The organism is Paenibacillus sp. EB106-05-06-XG162 (assembly GCF_058791655.1).
In genome coordinates, this window is sequence record NZ_JBYTDT010000007.1 from 33,191 (window position 1) to 51,502 (window position 18,312).

The 18,312-nt window shown below is 47.8% G+C and carries 18 protein-coding genes; all 18 read left to right on the forward strand.

Annotation, left to right across the window (positions count from 1 at the left end):
* The first annotated feature begins 212 nt into the window (after nt 1–212).
* The 18 genes from AC3WU2_RS16310 (at nt 213) to yycF (ending at nt 18,311) form a co-directional block, all read left to right on the forward strand.
* Complete coding sequence (locus AC3WU2_RS16310) at nt 213–1,181, forward strand: LCP family protein (RefSeq protein ID WP_492455912.1); 969 nt, start codon at nt 213–215, stop codon at nt 1,179–1,181.
* Between the two features lie 44 nt (nt 1,182–1,225).
* Complete coding sequence (locus tag AC3WU2_RS16315; protein ID WP_018754180.1) at nt 1,226–1,642, forward strand: CBS domain-containing protein; 417 nt, start codon at nt 1,226–1,228, stop codon at nt 1,640–1,642.
* A 138-nt stretch (nt 1,643–1,780) separates the two neighbouring features.
* Nucleotides 1,781–2,083 carry a MazG-like family protein gene (locus AC3WU2_RS16320; RefSeq protein WP_026263646.1) on the forward strand — a complete coding sequence of 101 codons (303 nt, stop codon included), beginning with the start codon at nt 1,781–1,783 and terminating at the stop codon, nt 2,081–2,083.
* An 11-nt stretch (nt 2,084–2,094) separates the two neighbouring features.
* Nucleotides 2,095–3,003, forward strand: coding sequence for a DUF2232 domain-containing protein (locus AC3WU2_RS16325; protein WP_245583720.1), 909 nt, complete (start codon nt 2,095–2,097; stop codon nt 3,001–3,003).
* A gap of 12 nt (nt 3,004–3,015) precedes the next feature.
* Nucleotides 3,016–4,989, forward strand: a complete 1,974-nt coding sequence (locus AC3WU2_RS16330; protein WP_492455915.1) for a DHH family phosphoesterase — start codon at nt 3,016–3,018, stop codon at nt 4,987–4,989.
* Entirely contained in the window at nt 4,986–5,429 is a 444-nt protein-coding gene (gene rplI, locus AC3WU2_RS16335; RefSeq protein WP_492455917.1) for a 50S ribosomal protein L9, read from the forward strand. The genes AC3WU2_RS16330 and rplI overlap by 4 nt, the downstream gene beginning before the upstream one ends.
* Nucleotide 5,430: 1 nt before the next feature.
* Nucleotides 5,431–6,801 (forward strand): replicative DNA helicase, encoded by a 1,371-nt coding sequence (dnaB, locus tag AC3WU2_RS16340; RefSeq protein ID WP_018754185.1) that lies wholly within the window; start codon nt 5,431–5,433, stop codon nt 6,799–6,801.
* A 151-nt stretch (nt 6,802–6,952) separates the two neighbouring features.
* Nucleotides 6,953–8,239 carry an adenylosuccinate synthase gene (locus tag AC3WU2_RS16345; protein WP_492455920.1) on the forward strand — a complete coding sequence of 429 codons (1,287 nt, stop codon included), beginning with the start codon at nt 6,953–6,955 and terminating at the stop codon, nt 8,237–8,239.
* Nucleotides 8,240–8,514: 275 nt separating this feature from the next.
* Entirely contained in the window at nt 8,515–9,138 is a 624-nt protein-coding gene (locus tag AC3WU2_RS16350) for a TetR/AcrR family transcriptional regulator (protein ID WP_492455922.1), read from the forward strand.
* Nucleotides 9,139–9,165: 27 nt separating this feature from the next.
* Complete coding sequence (locus tag AC3WU2_RS16355; protein ID WP_018754188.1) at nt 9,166–10,050, forward strand: ABC transporter ATP-binding protein; 885 nt, start codon at nt 9,166–9,168, stop codon at nt 10,048–10,050.
* Nucleotides 10,051–10,053: 3 nt separating this feature from the next.
* Entirely contained in the window at nt 10,054–10,851 is a 798-nt protein-coding gene (locus tag AC3WU2_RS16360; RefSeq protein WP_492455925.1) for an ABC transporter permease subunit, read from the forward strand.
* A gap of 51 nt (nt 10,852–10,902) precedes the next feature.
* Nucleotides 10,903–11,706, forward strand: coding sequence for an ABC transporter permease subunit (locus AC3WU2_RS16365; protein ID WP_492455927.1), 804 nt, complete (start codon nt 10,903–10,905; stop codon nt 11,704–11,706).
* A 122-nt stretch (nt 11,707–11,828) separates the two neighbouring features.
* On the forward strand, nt 11,829–12,905 hold the full coding sequence (locus AC3WU2_RS16370; RefSeq protein WP_492455929.1) for a MerR family transcriptional regulator: 1,077 nt from the start codon (nt 11,829–11,831) through the stop codon (nt 12,903–12,905).
* 69 nt (nt 12,906–12,974) lie between these two features.
* Entirely contained in the window at nt 12,975–13,751 is a 777-nt protein-coding gene (locus tag AC3WU2_RS16375; RefSeq protein WP_492455931.1) for a class I SAM-dependent methyltransferase, read from the forward strand.
* 187 nt (nt 13,752–13,938) lie between these two features.
* Nucleotides 13,939–14,796, forward strand: coding sequence for a YitT family protein (locus AC3WU2_RS16380; RefSeq protein ID WP_492455933.1), 858 nt, complete (start codon nt 13,939–13,941; stop codon nt 14,794–14,796).
* 147 nt (nt 14,797–14,943) lie between these two features.
* Nucleotides 14,944–15,630 (forward strand): hypothetical protein, encoded by a 687-nt coding sequence (locus tag AC3WU2_RS16385; RefSeq protein WP_492455935.1) that lies wholly within the window; start codon nt 14,944–14,946, stop codon nt 15,628–15,630.
* 309 nt (nt 15,631–15,939) lie between these two features.
* Nucleotides 15,940–17,397 (forward strand): peptidoglycan DD-metalloendopeptidase family protein, encoded by a 1,458-nt coding sequence (locus AC3WU2_RS16390; protein ID WP_492455937.1) that lies wholly within the window; start codon nt 15,940–15,942, stop codon nt 17,395–17,397.
* Nucleotides 17,398–17,585: 188 nt separating this feature from the next.
* Complete coding sequence (yycF, locus tag AC3WU2_RS16395) at nt 17,586–18,311, forward strand: response regulator YycF (RefSeq protein WP_018754196.1); 726 nt, start codon at nt 17,586–17,588, stop codon at nt 18,309–18,311.
* Nucleotide 18,312 lies beyond the last annotated feature (1 nt).

Genomic DNA, 18,312 nt, shown 5'->3' on the forward strand with positions numbered 1-18,312 from the left:
GCGCTTAACTGGTGTTATTTGGTTTTTTTGCGAATGGTTCTCTTTTTGTTGTACCATGGAGGTAGGCGTGGGTGAACTGCAGCCGGAAAGGAGATGCGTGTCCGAAGATTGTGCCCATAAATCACCGCAAATAATTGAACCACTGGGTAAGGCACAATAACCACATCACATCATCTTGTAGACAAAGGAAAATATTGATGAAGAAATTAAACATGAAAAAACGTTATATTGCGATCTCCCTTGTCGCGCTCGTATTGATTGGAGGATTCCTATTCCGCAAACAGCTCATGCTGCTCGGATTCGATTTATTCCTGTCAGGACAAGTGGAGAAGAAGCTAGAGGGTTCTTATGAGCCGATTGAAGGCAAACCGATCGAGAATAAAATTACGCCGGCAGGCGACCCGTTCTCCACGTTGCTGCTCGGGATTGATCAGCGCGGCAAGGAAGTCGGACGATCGGACACAATTATCTACACCGTGGCAAGACCTAAGGATGATAAGATATTGATGGTATCGATCCCGCGGGATACGTATGCTGAAATCGTGGGCAAAGATAAAGAAGATAAGATTAACCATGCCTATGCTTTTGGCGGGAAGAAGATGATCATCGATTCGGTTGCTAAGCTCGTGGATGAGCCAGTAGATCATTATGCGACGATAAATTTCCAAGGATTTATTGATGTGGTCGATGCATTAGGCGGCGTGGAGCTTCCGATTACGAAGGATATCGTGAATAAAGGTGCTGAGCATGAGAAATTTACGGTCAAAGGCGGCAAACCGATCTATTCGGGTCAGGAAGCACTATACTATGTACGCTACCGGGAAGATGATCATATCAATCGAAGCGAGCGCAATATGGTGTTCGTCAATGCAATTATGAATCGAATGACTCAACTGAACCAAATTACGAAGGTCCCTGAACTTATTTCAATTATGGGTGATAATTTTACAACGGATATTGAACCAAAGAAAATTATTGATCTGGCGAAGGACGTATTCACGGCCGATCATCGTGAAATATATAGTTATACATTAAAGGGAGAAGGCGGACGCAAAGCGAATCATATATGGTACTACATTCCAGATGAGAAGGACTTAGCGTATATTCACGGTCTGATCGATAATTGGATGGATCCGAACACGAAAACGGATCAATTGATGGTGCCAGCCAAGGAGAAGTAATTAGATACGCTGCACGGTCAAGAAACAGGAGGTTATGGGGAAACATGAATATTGCTTTTTTCTTGTTGCCGAAAAATGAGGTTGTCTGTCTGACACAAGAAAGTACCTTGCGGCAAGCATTAGAACGAATGGAATATCATCGGTATACTTCGGTACCGGTTCTTACAGAGGATGGAGAGTATGTCGGTACGTGTACGGAAGGCGATTTGCTCTGGTTCATGAAGAACTCATCCGGTAAGACGACCTTCGAGACGGCATCCAAAGTAGTCTTGAAGGATATTCCGCTTCGAGGCGCGAACAAGCCTGTGCGCATTGATTCAAATATGGAGGACTTGATTAGTCTCGCGAAGGTGCAGAACTTTGTGCCCGTCGTAGATGACATGAACAAGTTCATTGGGATTGTACGTCGCTCGGAGATTATCGGCTATTGCGAGAAGAAGGTTTTCGCGAATAAGGTATAAAACAAGTTTAAATTGTATCGGATGTACAAGGTTCAAGCGACTGCAGGGTCTACGGCACCAACGGGACAATGCAGTCTTTTTTATGATATAATCGAGAGTAAAGCGTTTTTATTCATGGAGAGAGTGTGGGTGACAAAGATGCAGAAAGAAATGGATTTGGCCAAGCGCGCCAAAGTGATTGAATGGCTGAAGACAGAAGTGCTCGATCACGTTTCACGACTGTTTAAATCTTTGTGGGAAGGCAGTACAACACGTGTCGTTGACAGTCTGTCCAGCTTAATCGTGAGCAGCTATATTCTAGGCCGCCGACTCGGTGTGCCCTATAAGGAATTAGATGACAGCATTCTTGAGAAACTTAAGAAACATAAGCAAGAAGGGCATCAGCTTGAAGACTGGTATCAAGACATCTCCGCGCTCGAAGAACATTTACGTAAGAGGTGAACACATTGAAAATGCGCTGGTCTTCGGCACTGTGGAGCGTCCTCGCTCTACTACTGATCTTGTCGCTATTTACCCCGTTCCAAATTGTAACGATTAGCTTTATCGCTATACCGATTGTTGTGCTCTATGCGACAACAAGTGTACGAGCATTTATCCTGCATATGCTCTGTGTGTACCTGGTTGCATTTCTGGCCATGGGAACCTTCGGCTCTGCTGCGATCTTGTTCGCCATTTATTTTACAATACCCGCCGTGGTTATGGGCCGTCTGTATCGCCGTAAAGCCTCAGCGATGGCTGTCTTCATCGGTGGTACGATCACCGTACTCGCGGAATCGATCATTATGTTGTTCGTCATGAACACGATCCTTGGCTTTGACTTCAACCTATATCTTGGGGAGACGGTTCGGGCAAGTCTCGAGCCGCTGCAAACTGCCAATCTCATGCCTGTTGGTTGGACGCCTAAGATGACGGATGATCTGGTTGCGATGATGACGCAAATGGTTCCATTCGCGCTGATCTTCAGCTCGCTCCTGATCGCGGCTGTCACGCATACCATAAGTCAGCGTATTCTAAATAGACAGGGAGTCGAAGCTTCGAAATTCAAGCCGCTCCACGAATGGATGCTGCCGAGATCGCTTATTTGGTACTATTTCATTGCGGTGCTCGCAGATATGTTCATTGCCGATACGGACACATCTTTCGTAACGGTTGTCTTGGTTAACTTATTGCCTTTATTAAAAATCGCGTTTATGGTCCAAACGGTATGTTTCTTCTTCTTCGTAGCGCATATTAAAAAATGGAATCGCATCCTGCCTATTCTGTTCGTGATTCCGCTCTTCATTTTCCCGCCGCTTCGGATTATCGGCTTGTTGGATATTGCTTTTCCAATTCGCCAAAGTTTGGTAAAACCTAAAATGTAGGGTGAGGAATGGATGCCTAAATATTTATTTCAGCGGTGGCACGGTTATCATATGGTGTGGGCATTCATCGTCATGATGGTCATGATGGTTGCGCTCGCATGGCATAACTGGGTGCTCGGTGTAGCAGGTCTTGTATTGATAGTGATCCTTGTGATCTTTGCATGGAATGCGGAGAAGAACTTCCGGAAAGACATGAATGAGTATATTGCTACTTTAACGTACCGCGTGAAGCGGACAGGTAATGACGTCATCAATGAGCTGCCTTTTGGCGTCGTGCTCTATGACGAAGAAAAACATGTGGAATGGCATAACCCGTATATGCTCCAGATGTTAGGACGAGAGACGCTCATTGGTGTCTCCTTGAAGGAATTGGTGCCCGGTCTGCAGATGCAGAAGGAAAAGGATAAAGAGCGAATCGTTCAGAGCGAGGTTGCGATTGGAGATCGAATTTTCCTTACTGTACCGAAGCAAGAGGAGCGCCTGATCTACTTCCAAGACGTGACGGATTATGTAACGCTTCGTCGTAGTTATGAAGCAGAGAAGCTCGTAATCGGCATCGTGATGCTCGATAATCTAGATGAGCTGACGCAGGGGTTAGATGATCAACAACGCGCAGCACTGCTATCTCGCGTAACGAATCATATTACGGAATGGGCGCATGATCATCAGATTTATATGAAACGGCTCACATCTGATCGGTATTTGATTCTATTGGATCATGAGATGCTCAAGGAAATAGAGATGACTCGTTTCGTTATTCTCGATGAGGTTCGTGAGCTCACGGTGGATAATAAGCTGCCGCTCACGCTTAGCATCGGGATTGCAGCGGGGATTGATAATATTATTGAGCTTGGCCAGTTGGCACAATCCAGCTTGGATATTGCACTAGGTCGCGGTGGTGACCAGGTGGCTGTCCGTGAAGGGCAGCGGCTATCATTCTATGGCGGTAAATCGAATGCGGTCGAGAAGCGGACACGGGTCCGTGTTCGCGTCATTGCCCATGCGCTTCGCGATTTCATGCAGGCGAGCGATAAAGTCATTATTATGGGCCACCGGATGCCGGATATGGATTCCGTCGGTGCGGCGATTGGCTTACTGAAAGCAGCCCAAGCACTCAATGTCGAAGCGTACATTGTGCTTGAGGGAGTGAATCCATCCATTGATCGTATGATCAGTTATATTAAGCAGAATGATGCGCTCTGGGAGCAATTTATTACCCCAGAACAAGCAGTGCAGAAGATGACAGCGAATACACTCGCGATCGTCGTAGATACGCACAAAGCTTCGATGGTGAAGGAGCCGCGGTTATTACAGCTGACGAATCGCGTCGTTGTGATCGACCATCACCGACGTGGGGAAGAGTTCCTGCAAGATGCCGTACTGATCTATATGGAACCTTATGCGTCCTCGACCTGTGAGCTTGTAACCGAGCTGCTGCAATATATTCATGATCGGATTATTTTCCAGCCGCTGGAGGCGACAGTGCTTCTTGCGGGGATTACGGTGGATACGAAGAACTTCTCGATGCGGACGGGCTCAAGAACGTTCGAGGCGGCTGGATTCTTACGGCGTAATGGCGCAGATACGATTATGATTCAGAATATGTTAAAAGAAAATCTCAAGGAATATATCGCAAAAGCGGAGGTCATGCGCCTCACGCAAATGCTGTACGGACATATCGCTGTAGCGGTTACAGAACCAGAACGTAAATTTTCTCAGTTGATGATTGCACAAGTTGCTGATACGCTATTAACCATGAACGATGTGCTGGCTTCCTTTGTCATTAGTGAACGGCCGGACGGTCATATTGGAATAAGCGCTCGTTCCCTCGGTCAAATGAATGTGCAAGTGGTGATGGAACGGCTCGGAGGCGGCGGGCATCTAACGAATGCCGCAGCGCAATTGGACGGAACACTATCAGAAGCCGAAGCGAAGTTGAAGCGGGTATTAGCTGAAATTGATGCGGAAGAGGGGTTATTCGAATGAAAGTTATATTCTTGAAAGATGTTAAGGGTCAAGGTAAAAAAGGCGAGGTTAAAGAGATCTCAGAAGGATACGCACAAAATTTCCTTCTACCAAGAGGGTTGGCACGTTTGGCGACGGAGGGGAATGTGAAGACGCTTGAACAGCAGAACCTGTCGGAACAGAAGCGTAAAGCACAAGAGAAGGCTGACGCAGAAGCGCTAGGGAAGACACTAGAGGAGACTGCAGTTATTATCAAAGCGAAGTCCGGCGAAGGCGGCCGTCTATTCGGTGCCATTACAAGCAAACAAATTGCTGAAGCGCTTGTGAAAATGAAATTTAAAGTGGATAAAAGAAAAATTGAATTGAACGATCCGATTCGTTCACTTGGAACGATGCACGTCACGATTAAATTGCATCCGGAAGTGAAGACACAGGTGAAAATTCAAATCGTGGAGGAATAATATGAGCGAGGATCTGAATCTGAATTTCAATCGTCTTCAGCCGCAGAACCTCGAAGCAGAGCAAGCCGTGCTTGGCGCGATCCTCCTCCAACCAGAAGCTCTGATTACCGTCATGGAGCGGGTGCGGGAAGAGGATTTCTATGATCCGCGGCACCAATTCATCTTTGAGTCGATGATTCAGCTGGGTGAGGAGAATCAGCCGGTCGACCTGATTACGCTGACTGCGAAATTGCAGGATAAACAGCAGCTTGAGGATATTGGGAATGTAACGTATCTCATGAAGCTGGCGAATGCGGTACCGACAGCAGCGAATGTTGACTACTATGCACAGATTATTGAAGAGAAATCGATGCTCCGCCGTCTGATTCGGACCGCGACGCAAATTGTGAATGACGGATACGCTTCTGGAGACGAAGTCAGCGATTTGTTAAGCGATGCGGAGCGTAAAATATTAGAAATATCGAACCGCAGGTCGGGAAGTGGGTTTATCGCGATCAAGGATGTCCTCATGGAGGTATTCGAGAACGTCGAGAACCTGAGTATAAATAAAGGCGGTACGACAGGGATTCCATCGGGGTTCACGGATCTTGATAAAATGACGGCAGGCTTCCAGCGGAATGACCTGATCATCGTTGCTGCGCGTCCTTCCGTAGGAAAGACGGCCTTCGCACTGAATGTAGCGCAGAACGTCGGCGTTCGGGCCAAAGAGACCGTCGCGATCTTCAGTCTCGAGATGTCCGCTGCACAGCTCGTACAGCGGATTGTCTGTGCCGAATCCAATGTCGATGCGACGCGTATGCGGACAGGGAATTTGGAGAATGATGATTGGGAGAAGCTTACGATGGCGATTGGTGCACTCGCAGAAGCGAACATCTTCATTGATGATACGCCTGGCATTACAGTCGCTGATATTCGTGCGAAATGCCGCCGGTTGAAGAAAGAACATGGACTAGGCATGATTATGATCGACTATTTGCAGTTGATTCATGGCCGAGGCAAGGCTGGCGAGAACCGTCAGCAGGAAGTATCCGAAATTTCCAGAACATTGAAGATGATTGCCCGTGAACTTGAAGTACCGGTCATTGCCTTGTCCCAGTTAAGTCGTGGCGTTGAGCAGCGGCAAGATAAACGGCCGATGATGTCTGACCTTCGGGAATCGGGTTCGATCGAGCAGGATGCCGATATCGTCGCGTTCTTATACCGTGACGATTATTATAATCAGGATTCAGAGAAAAAGAATATCATTGAGATCATTATTGCGAAACAGCGTAATGGCCCCGTAGGGACCGTCGAGCTTGTCTTCTTGAAGAACTTCAATAAGTTCGTCAATTATGAACGAACGCATCATGATCCAATGCCAGGTAGCGCTTAGACGAATGTCGGGTTATTCCCGAACATTCGTCTTATTTGCTTTAACATTGTTCGTATTTTATTGACTTTGCTAGGTAACACTGCTAAACTTAACATGCCGCGTAAAGCGGTACAAACTTGGTGTATGAACACCCGAAACGGGGGAATAAGTCTTGTCAACAGTTGTTGTTGTCGGAACCCAATGGGGAGACGAAGGTAAAGGTAAAATTACGGATTATTTAGCAGAGAGTGCTGATGTCGTTGCACGCTACCAAGGTGGTAACAATGCGGGGCACACCATTCTAATCGATAATAAAAAATATAAATTGAGCTTAATTCCATCCGGTGTATTCTATACGGATAAAATTTGTGTGATCGGAAACGGCATGGTCGTAAATCCGAAGGCATTGATCGAAGAAATCAACTATATCCATGAAAATGGATTTACAACAGATAACCTACGTATTAGCGATCGTGCACATGTCATCTTGCCATATCATATGGTCCTTGATGCATTAGAGGAAGATCGTAAAGGTCCGAACAAAATCGGTACGACACGCAAAGGGATTGGTCCAGCTTACATGGACAAAGCGGCGCGTAACGGAATCCGTATTGCGGATTTAATGGATGCAGCAGAGTTCGAGCTGAAGCTTCGTCATGCAGTACAAGAGAAGAATCAATTGATTCAACAAGTCTATGGCGCAGAACCACTGAACGCGGACGAAATCCTCAAAGAATACTTAGAATATGCAGAATTCATTCGTAAGTACGTAACCGATACTTCGGTTGTATTGAACGATGCGATTGATGCGGACAAGAGAGTATTGTTCGAAGGCGCACAAGGCGTCATGCTGGATATCGACCAAGGTACGTATCCATTCGTTACATCGTCGAATCCATCTGCGGGCGGCGTATGTATCGGTTCTGGCGTAGGTCCTTCGAAGATTCAACAAGTTATCGGGGTTGCCAAAGCGTATACAACGCGTGTAGGCGATGGCCCATTCCCAACGGAATTGAACAATGAAATTGGGGATGCGATTCGTGAAGCAGGACATGAGTACGGTACAGTTACGGGCCGTCCACGCCGTGTAGGCTGGTTCGACAGTGTTGTAGTCCGTCACGCGCGTCGTGTAAGTGGGATCACAGGCTTGTCCTTGAACTCGCTTGACGTATTAACAGGTCTTGAGACGGTTAAGATCTGCACAGGCTACAAATTCCGTGGTGAGATCATTACGCATTACCCTGCAAGCCTGAACATGCTCGCAGAGTGTGAAGCGGTATATGAAGAAATGCCAGGTTGGTCGGAAGATATTACTTCGGCGAAGACGCTTGCAGATTTGCCTGAGACGACTCGCAACTATGTGAATCGTGTATCCGAGCTGACAGGTATCCCAATCGCGATCTTCTCGGTTGGCCGTAACCGTGAGCAGACGAACCAAGTTCTACCGATCTACGTATAATTAATTTGTAATTATATCGCTCCAATCTTTCGCTTTTAGCGGGGGGTTGGAGCTTTTTTAATTTCGGGGACCCCCGCAAAGTACCTGATTCAGCTACGAAGTCGAGTCCCCACTTTGTGGGGTTATTTATTGCCCGGGAAAAGTGGAAGACGAGCAAGCAAGGTACATGGATAATCGAACTGGAAATCTTGTAAAATAAGTGTTGACCGCATCGGTCAACAGGAATATAATCGGAATTGACCATAGTGGTCAACGATGCAGGAGGTTATTATTTTATGGTTGCAAAATTTCTTAATCTGAACCCCGATAAACAAGAGCGAATTATGAATGCTGCGATGAAGGAATTCGCACAGAAAGGATATGAGAAGGCCTCAACGAATGAAATCGTGAAGGAAGCTGAAATATCGAAGGGGATCCTATTTCATTATTTCAAGAACAAGAAGGAAATGTTCCTCTTCCTGTACGACCGGTCGGTTGAATTGATGATGGAGGATTTCCTTGCGAAGCTGGACACTCTGGAGAAGGATTTATTCGTGAAGTGGCGGCAGGCCGCGATGTTGAAGCTGGACCTCATAACCAGGCATCCGGATCTGTTCGATTTCCTCCGCGTCGCTTATGTGGAGGATGCAGCGGAGATTAAAGACGATTTGAAGCAGCGCAATCATGACCTCATGTCCACGGGATTCAACGTGATGTTCAGTCATATCGATACGACGAAGTTCAAAGAGGGCACGGACGTTGATCGCACGCTCAACATTATATTCTGGACGCTCGAAGGATTCGGAGCACGCCAGCAGGATCGCATCAAGGCTTCGCCCTTTACGGAAGCAGATATGAATGAGCTGATCTCGGAACTGGATAAGTATATGGAAGTGCTGAAGCAAGCTTTTTACAAATAAATTGAGGGTGGAAAAGGAGTGTTCAGGATGCATGTTATTGAAGTCAATAACCTGACGAAAACCTACGGAAGCGCGAGAGGAATCACGAATTTGAGCTTTCAAGTCGAGCAAGGTGAAATCTTCGGATTCATCGGGCCGAACGGGGCGGGCAAATCAACGACCATTCGGACACTGCTCGGGCTGATCTATCCGACGAGCGGGAACGCAAAGATCTTCGGCAAGGATTGTATCCAATATGGCCCTGAGATAAAGAAGGAGATTGGCTATTTGCCCTCGGAAGTCTTCTATTACGACAACATGAAGGTGAAGGATCTGCTGCAATACTCTGCGAGCTTCTACAAGAAGGATTGCCGGAAGCGTATCGCTGAACTTGCAGGCATTATGGATCTGGATCTGAACAAGAAGATCGATGATCTATCTCTTGGGAACAAGAAGAAGGTCGGTATTGTCCAGGGACTGCTGCATGAGCCGAAGCTGATCATCCTCGATGAACCTACGAGCGGGCTCGACCCGTTGATGCAGCAGCGCTTCTTCGATCTGCTCGAAGCCGAGAATAAACGAGGGGCGACAATTCTGTTCTCATCGCATATCCTGAGTGAGGTACAGCGCCTATGTGATCGTGTTGCGATCATCAAAGAAGGTAAGTTGATTCAGCTCGAGAAGATCAGCACGCTGCAGGAGAATAACTATAAACGGTTCAAGCTGGAGACAAAGGCGCCTGTCAGTCCAGACTACTTCCAGTTAAACGGTGTGAACGAGCTGAAGGTTGAAGGAACGACCGTTTCATTCCTCTACAGAGGCAATGTGAATGCGATGATGAGTAAAATTGCTGCCATTGATCTGGCGAACATCCTGGTGGAGGAACCGGATCTGGAAGAGATCTTCATGCACTACTATGAGAAGGAGGACTAATCCATGAATATGGTCTTGCATGAACTCAAGGCTTATCGCAAATCGACCATCATATGGACGTGTACGCTCGTTGCGATGGTCGTGCTTCTCTTATCGATGTTCCCGACCTTCGCAAGGGATGCAGATCAGTTCAAATCGCTGCTGCAGACCATGCCGGAAGCGGTGCTAAAGGCCGTTGGCGTACAGATCGAGACGATTACCTCGATTCTCGGATTCTATGCTTATGTATTCATGTACATCTCACTCTGCGGCGCCATTCAGGCGATGAATTTAGGGACTTCGATCTTGTCGAAGGAGATGCGGGAGAAGACGGCGGATTTCCTGTTAACGAAGCCGGTAACCCGGACCCAAATCGTGACCTCCAAGCTGCTCGCAGCTCTCATCTCGCTTCTGATTACGAATGTTATCTATCTTGCTGCATCGACGATCATGGTATTGGCTGTGAAGAATGGTGACTTCGAGATGTCGAAGCTGATGATGATCTCCGTGACGTTATTTTTTATCCAATTGATATTCATGGCGTTAGGATTCTTCGTCTCGGTCCTGGTGCTTAAGATCAAATCCGTATTGCCGATCTCCCTTGGCACAGTATTCGCGTTCTTTATCATCGGCATGCTCGGTGCGACGACAGGGGATGGGGCGATTCGGTATTTCACGCCTTTTAAATATTTCGACCCGGCTTACATCGTGCAGTATGCCAGCTATGAGGGGCCATTCCTCTGGCTTGGGCTTGGAATTGTCGTGGCAGCCATCGCCATCAGTTATGTCGTGTATCGAAAGAGAGATATCCATGCCGTCTAAGGCTGCAGGCGATGCTGTAAGCTTGCGTATGGATAAAGGGAGGCTATAATCATGAATCTCTGGACTCGAGAAATGAAGGCGCATCGCAAGTCGCTCATTCTATGGTGTATCGGGATTATTGCCATGGTCGGTGCGAGTATGAGCAAATATGCGGGATTGTCGATGTCCGGTTCAGGTGCGTCGATGAATGAATTGATGGCGGATATGCCGAAATCGCTGCAGGCCGTCATGGGTGTCGGGACGTTTGATTTATCGAAGGCAAGTGGGTATTATGGGGCGATTTTCATTTACCTACTCTTAATGGCGACCATCCATGCCGCGATGCTCGGTGCGAATATCCTCTCCAAGGAAGAACGGGATAAGACAGCTGAGTTCCTGCTCGTGAAGCCGATCTCCCGCAGCCAGATGCTGACGTTTAAGCTCCTAGCTGCTCTGACGCAGCTCGTTATATTCAATCTCGTGATGCTGGGGAGTTCCATTCTCCTCGTGAACCCATACAGCCATGGGGAATCGGTGAATCAAGACATCATGCTGCTGATGGTCGGGATGTTCTTACTTCAATTGTTGTTCCTCGGGATTGGTCTAGCCATAGCCGGAGTGAGTCGGTATCCGAAACGGGCGGTCTCGATCTCAACGGCCATTCTGTTATTCACGTTCATTCTATCGATAGCGATCGATATTAGCGGGAATATCGATTGGATGAAATATTTGACGCCATTCAAATATTTCGATGCGAAGCATGTGATGTACGGCGGAGGGCTTGATGGACGATTTATCGGGCTGACGGCGCTGATCCTGGTGGGATCGCTTATCCTTACGTATGTGGGTTATAACAAACGAGATTTGCACGTGTAGACGTGTATAGGAACAGGGACTCCAATCTGAGCTGTGAAGGCAAAGGTTGGAGTTTTTTTTGCGGGAGGGAGGTACCTTCTCCTTACGGTAAGCTTTATACTGAGGGGGAGGTGATCGGGACGGTGAAAATTACGGAGGTAGCGAGTCAATTGAATGTATCCGCACGGGCGATTCGGTTCTATGAGGAGAAAGGGCTAATTACGCCGGACAAAGAACCGGGCAATCAATATCGCCTATTCACAGAGGAGCATATTGGACAGCTGAAGACGATTATTGCCCTTCGAGAAATCGGCGTGCCGGTAGAGCAAATTAAAGTAATGCTGGAGGGTCTGGATCAAGGAGATACGGCCCCTCTGCAAGATATACTCGAACAGCATCGGAATCAGCTTTATCGCGAATTTCTGGAGATGAAACAATTGATTGAGACGGCGGACCGCATGCTGGAGCGGGTACAGATGGAGCATAAAGTGGATCAGACTTGGCTCTATAGGATGGCGGAAGGCTCGAAGCGGCTTCGAGATTCCCGTAATGCATGGAAGGATCGGTGGGACTTCGACCAATTGGCAGCTATCTATGATGAGGAAGTCGAACAAGGTTCGCCTGCACATCTTAGACCTTTTGCGAAGGAGATTGGCGGGAAGTATGCGCTACTATTGGATCGGATGGTCGAATGGATCGCGCCCCGCGCAGGGGAACAAGGGCTGGATATTGGCATTGGAACGGGAAATTTGGCGGAACGATTTCTAGCGCAGGGTGCTATGATGTCGGGCCTGGATCAGTCGCAATCAATGCTGAACGAGAGTCGGCGCAAGCTTCCTAACCTACCGACAAGACTTGGGAATTGGTTATCGATCCCCTATTTCGAGCGGACCTTCGATTTCGTCGTGAGCAGCTTCACGCTCCATCATCTGACCGAGGAACAGAAGCCACTCGCTCTAGAAGAGATGACACGCGTGTTAAAGCCACGGGGCCGAATCTGTCTCGTCGATGTCATGTTCGAGCATGAGGAAGCCCGAGAACGATATCGGGAGATGAAGGAAGCCGAAGGGGATCAAGACGTATTGCGATCACTCCATGAGCGGATGTACGCTGATATATCGCAGCTCCTCGCTTGGTTGCGCGATCACGGCTATGTCACGATGCATCAAGCATATACTGAGGTTCTGCATGTGGTCTATGCGATTCGAGCTTCAGATTAGGGCTTGAGCTTCTCCTTACGAGAACCTCTATGCTGTGCAAGAATGCATGAACATAGAGGAGGAACTCGAATGAATCAGAAGGAGAAAAAACAGGGAATGAAGGAGACCGACGTGCAAGGAGCGGGCAGTCTTCGCAGTACGGAGGTATATGCGCTGCCCGTTGCAGAGCGTTATGATGCCTTAATTGCGAAGGAAGATCGTGCGAAGAACATTGATTATTTCCTAGGGAATGTCTGTGCAGGTGCAGGGAAAGATCTCGATGTGTTGGATCTAGGAGCAGGGACAGGCAGGCTGTCCTGTATTATAGCCCTCCATGTCAGGTCGATTACAGCCTTGGATGCATCCGAGGGGATGTTGAAGCGGGCGGAGGCGAAGCTCGCGGGGATAGGACTCCAGCACGTTCGAGTTCAGGTTGCAGATATGCGGGAGAGGCTCCCGCTTGAAGACCAGTCGGTAGATCTCGTGATGGCTGGCTGGAGTATTTGCTACTTGGCAAGCGCGAGCAATCCACAACATGAACTCCATTTGAAGCAGCTGATGCAGGAAATTCGGCGGGTGCTGAGACCGAAGGGGAAGATAATGATTCTAGAGACGCTGGGGACCGGCCATGCGCAGCCAGAGGCTCCGGATTTTCTCGTGAATTATATGAGGGCGTTGGAAGAGGAGTATCGCTTAACGAAGACGATTCTGGATACGAGCTTTGCGTTCGATTCGGTGCAGCAGGCGGCGCTGTTGTGCCGAGATTTTTTCGGAGATGCGTTGGGTGATCTAATTGAGCGGGAGAATAGCCCGATTGTTCCGTCTTGGACGGGCATATGGTTCGGAGAACTATCATCTAAGGAATAAGAAGTATATAATTCGAGTGATACTATGGAAGAATGGCAAGAAATGAAATATTTGTTATAGGCATGCGTCCAGGAACATGGTACAGTGGAGTTCGTCCAATTGGACAGAATTTCAATCGATAAGAGCAGGGCGATGTGATCGCCGCTTCTTATGTATCATTTTCTAACAGATAGGAAGGATTTATAACATGGCACAACCAGAGGAACAGTCACCTCGAGAACGCTGGATGAAACTCATACAGGATCTCTGCGTCACGATCATATGCGGGATACTCGTCGGGCTAGGTATTCAGTTATTCTTAACGCCTCATCAACTATTAAGCGGCGGTATTCCGGGGATCGCGATGATTATGCAATATGCAGCGAATTGGAATGTATCCCTCGTCTATTTCGTCCTGAACGTACCCGTCATCGTGTGGGGCTGGATTTCGCTCGGACGTAGGTTCATTCTACTCAGCTTGTTATCCGTCGTCGTTACGACGATCACCTTGCAATACATACCTGCCTATCATGTCACGTCAGACCCGATTATGGGAGCGATTGTTGGCGGAATTGTCATTGCGATTGGCGTAGGATATTCACTGCGTGTCGGAGGATCGACTGGCGGGTTCGATATTATTGGATTCATCGTGACGCAAAAAAGAGATTTCCCGCTTGGTACCGTGTTGTCGGTACTGAACTCGGTGATCATCGTGTTTCTCGGGTTCTTGGTCAGCTGGGATGTTGCATTCTATTCATTACTCTCCTTGTTCATTAAAGGCAAATGCATTGATATGATTCATGTGCGGCATATGAAGGTAACAGCATTTATCATTACGCAGAAGAGTGACCTCATGGCGGAAGAACTAATTAAGTTCCCGCATGGTATTACGATGGTGAAGGCATATGGATGTTACAGCCATACAGAGAACTACATGCTGATGACCGTAACGACGCGCAGTGAGCTGCCGGTTCTGCGCAAGCGTGTGCTTGAGGTAGACCCGAGAGCATTCATTAATATCGTCCAGACGGCAGAAGTGGTAGGAAGATTCCGCCGCGTCATCTAACTATATAGTAACGTCGTAACGCGCCTTCGGGCGCGTTTTTTATCTGTCTACAGTGTGAAAAAAATGTGCGTTACAGCGAATGTTACCCTACGTTTCCGTTAATACTAAGAAGTATGTCTGTTTGGTAGGAAATGGAGGAATGATCTTATGGTACGACTGCTTATGAAACTATCCAAGTTATTAGGTCTCGTTATTCTTGTCAGTTCATTAACGCTGATTACAACCGGATTGATAGTCAATTCGTATATAGATAGCGTATTGAAGAAATTTAACATCCAGCTCGAAGGCAAGCCATTCGCGCTGTCTTCGTTGTGGGGCGGAGGCAAGCCGAGCAGCACGGGCGCCGGCTCCGCTCCCGCGATGGCAGACGACGCGGCGGGGTCGTCTGCCAAGCCGCAAGATGGCGCCGTCCCCGCGTTTGGCGGGGTGACGGAGCCGCCAGCGGCAACTGGCAGCGGCCATGACGATGCCGCCGCTGGTGGGCGAGGCGCCCCTGCGGGAGGCGAAGCGCCGGGTGCCACGGGCGCAACTGGCAGCAGCAGCTCTGGCAAGGCGACGGCCGATCCTGCGCTGCCTCCTGCAACCACACCGAAGGAAGACGTGATCATCCCTTCGGATGCCATCGCCAAGGCGAAGGATGGCTTATCAAAGGAAGAGAAGGAGAAGGTATTCACGACACTGATCTCGAAAATTCCAGCGAATGAGCTTCAGACGGTTCTGAATGCCGTGGAGGATGGACTCACTGGAAGTGAATTGACCGAGGTAGAACAGATCATTGCCAAATATGTGAGCACCGAAGAATATGACAAATTGATAGAATTATTGAAGCAATAAACACGAGGGACAATATAGATTCCTTTGGACTGGAAAATTGTCTAACGTACAAGATATGGTATGCGGTTTCAAAATAAGAATCAATCCATAGTCAAACAGGCGAACGCCTGTTTGTTTTTGTCTTCAAAACCATGCCAAAAGACGCTGATTTGACATATTCGACAAATTATGGAACGTGCCTCTATTCCTACTCGTGGAGTTGAATTTGGTAGGAAAGCTGTGGTAAAGTAGTTTCGTTGAGCAAAAAGGTTAAAATTTTGACACTTTTTGCAGACCTGAAATGGAAAATACCACGCAAAGGAGAATAGTATGTCGGATGTAAATGAAAAATCACGTTTTACGTTACCAGCATGGCTGAAGCGTCCTAAGAAACAATTGATCATCGCCGTCGGTAGCTTGTTCTTCGTAGGTGTGGCTGCTTTTGCAGGCAACCAGTATGTAACAGCGAACACGGTCGAATATTATAAAGTATATATGAATGGCAAGGAAGTAGGCTCCGTCAACAACAAAGCGCTTGTGAATCAATTGGTTGCGCTGAAGACGAAGGAAGCGAAGAAGGACTACCCGAATGTACATATGTCGCTTAATGCAGATCAGATTAGCTACAGTACAACGAAGGAATACAAACCGACGGTGGATAATAACGAAACGTTAGCCAAGCTAGGCAAGCTTCTCGTGCCAACAGCAACGGGGGTTGCGCTTGAGATTAATGGCAAAGTCGTCGGAACGGTGAAGGATCAGGATACTGCAGATGCCATTCTCGCGAAGGTGAAGAGTCAATATGAGCCTGCCGCTAAAGCGCCAGCCAAACAAGTGAGAACGCTCTCTGTGAGCGCATCGCCGACGAACAACGTTAAAACACCGATGAAGCGTCTAGAGTCGATCGGTTTCAAAGAAGAAGTAGAGACGGTTCCCGTGAAGTCAGATCCGTCTAAGATTCTATCCGAGAAGGAAGCTTATCAGCTATTAACGAAGGGCGAAATTGCTCCGATTACCTACAAGGTTAAGGAAGGCGACACAATCTCAGGAATTGCACATAAATATGGCGTAACGCAAGGGGTTATCTATAAGAACAATCCAACGGTAGATGAGTTCACACTTAAAATTGGTCAAGAGATCGATCTAACGGTGACGAAGCCAGCGGTTACGGTTGCAACCGTCGAGAAAGTAACAGAGAATATTGTAATTGAGCCGCAGACGATTATCCAGAAGGATCCGAAGATGCGGGCAGGTGAGTCGAAGGTGATCCGTCAAGGGAAGCCAGGACTGAAGCAAATGTCGTATATGTTAACCAAGCATAACGGCGATCTGGTCATTGAACAATGGCTAGGACAGAAGGTTATTACGGCAGCCATTCCGGAAATTATTGTGCGCGGGACGAAGGTTGTTATTGGTGAAGGTTCAGGGAACTTCGCTTATCCTGTCTCAGGTGCGAGTTTATCGAGCCCATACGGTAAACGTTGGGGACGTATACACAAAGGGGTCGATTTGACCTCGTCAAACCATAATATTAAATCGGCAGATGACGGCGTCGTTACTTTTGCAGGTACGAAGAGTGGTTACGGGAATGTCATCATTATAGACCATAAGAACGGCTACCAGACGCTGTACGGACATCTGAGCAGCATTAAGGTGAAGAAGGGTGCAGTTGTGGAAAAAGGCCAGCTTATCGGTATTATGGGTAACACAGGACGTTCCACGGGTACGCATCTACATTTCGAAATTCATAAGAATGGTTCGTTACGGAATCCATTAAGTTATCTATAGTATTTGTGATTTTGTTGAGTATAGCACTTATATCGAATAATAAGGTTTGATCAGAGGAGAGCACCATGGAGCGGGTTACCGTTCACTGGTGTTTTTTTCTTTGTCTAGGACCTGCGAGTTGTTAGGAAAGGCTCGTCTCTATGTGTTAGAATAGAAGAATCATTGTATAGTTAGGGGCGGTTTATCCTATGATCGGAAAAATTCTTGTAGTCGATGATGAGCAGCCGATTGCCGATATATTGAAATTCAACTTGGAGAAAGAAGGCTACCAGGTCATTTGTGCGTTTGACGGGGGCGCGGCAGTGGAGCTTGCGTTGCAGGAACAGCCGGATTTGATCCTTCTTGATCTTATGTTGCCAGTAAAAGACGGCATGGATGTATGCCGCGAAGTGCGGCAGCATCTGCAGACACCGATTATTATGTTAACGGCGAAAGATACGGAGATCGATAAGGTGCTTGGTCTTGAGCTGGGGGCGGACGATTATGTGACGAAGCCGTTCAGTACACGGGAACTGCTCGCGCGTGTGAAGGCTCACCTGCGCCGTCAGACGAAGGTCGTACAGACTTCGGCGGTCGATTCTGCGGTCGAAGAGCGGCAGGGCGTTGCTTATTTCAATCTGTTCATTGATACGGATATGTACGTTGTCTATAAGAACGGCGAGCCGGTAGATTTGACGCACCGGGAATTTGAGCTTCTACACTACATGATCCGCAGCAGCGGGAAAGTGATGACCCGGGAGCATCTATTGCAAGCCGTATGGGGCTTCGAATACTTCGGCGATGTGCGGACGGTTGATGTGACGATTCGCCGCTTGCGCGAGAAGATTGAGGATGATCCAAGCAAACCGGAATTTATTACGACGCGTCGCGGTCTTGGTTATATGATGCGCAGCCCAAAAACAGGAGGACTGTAAT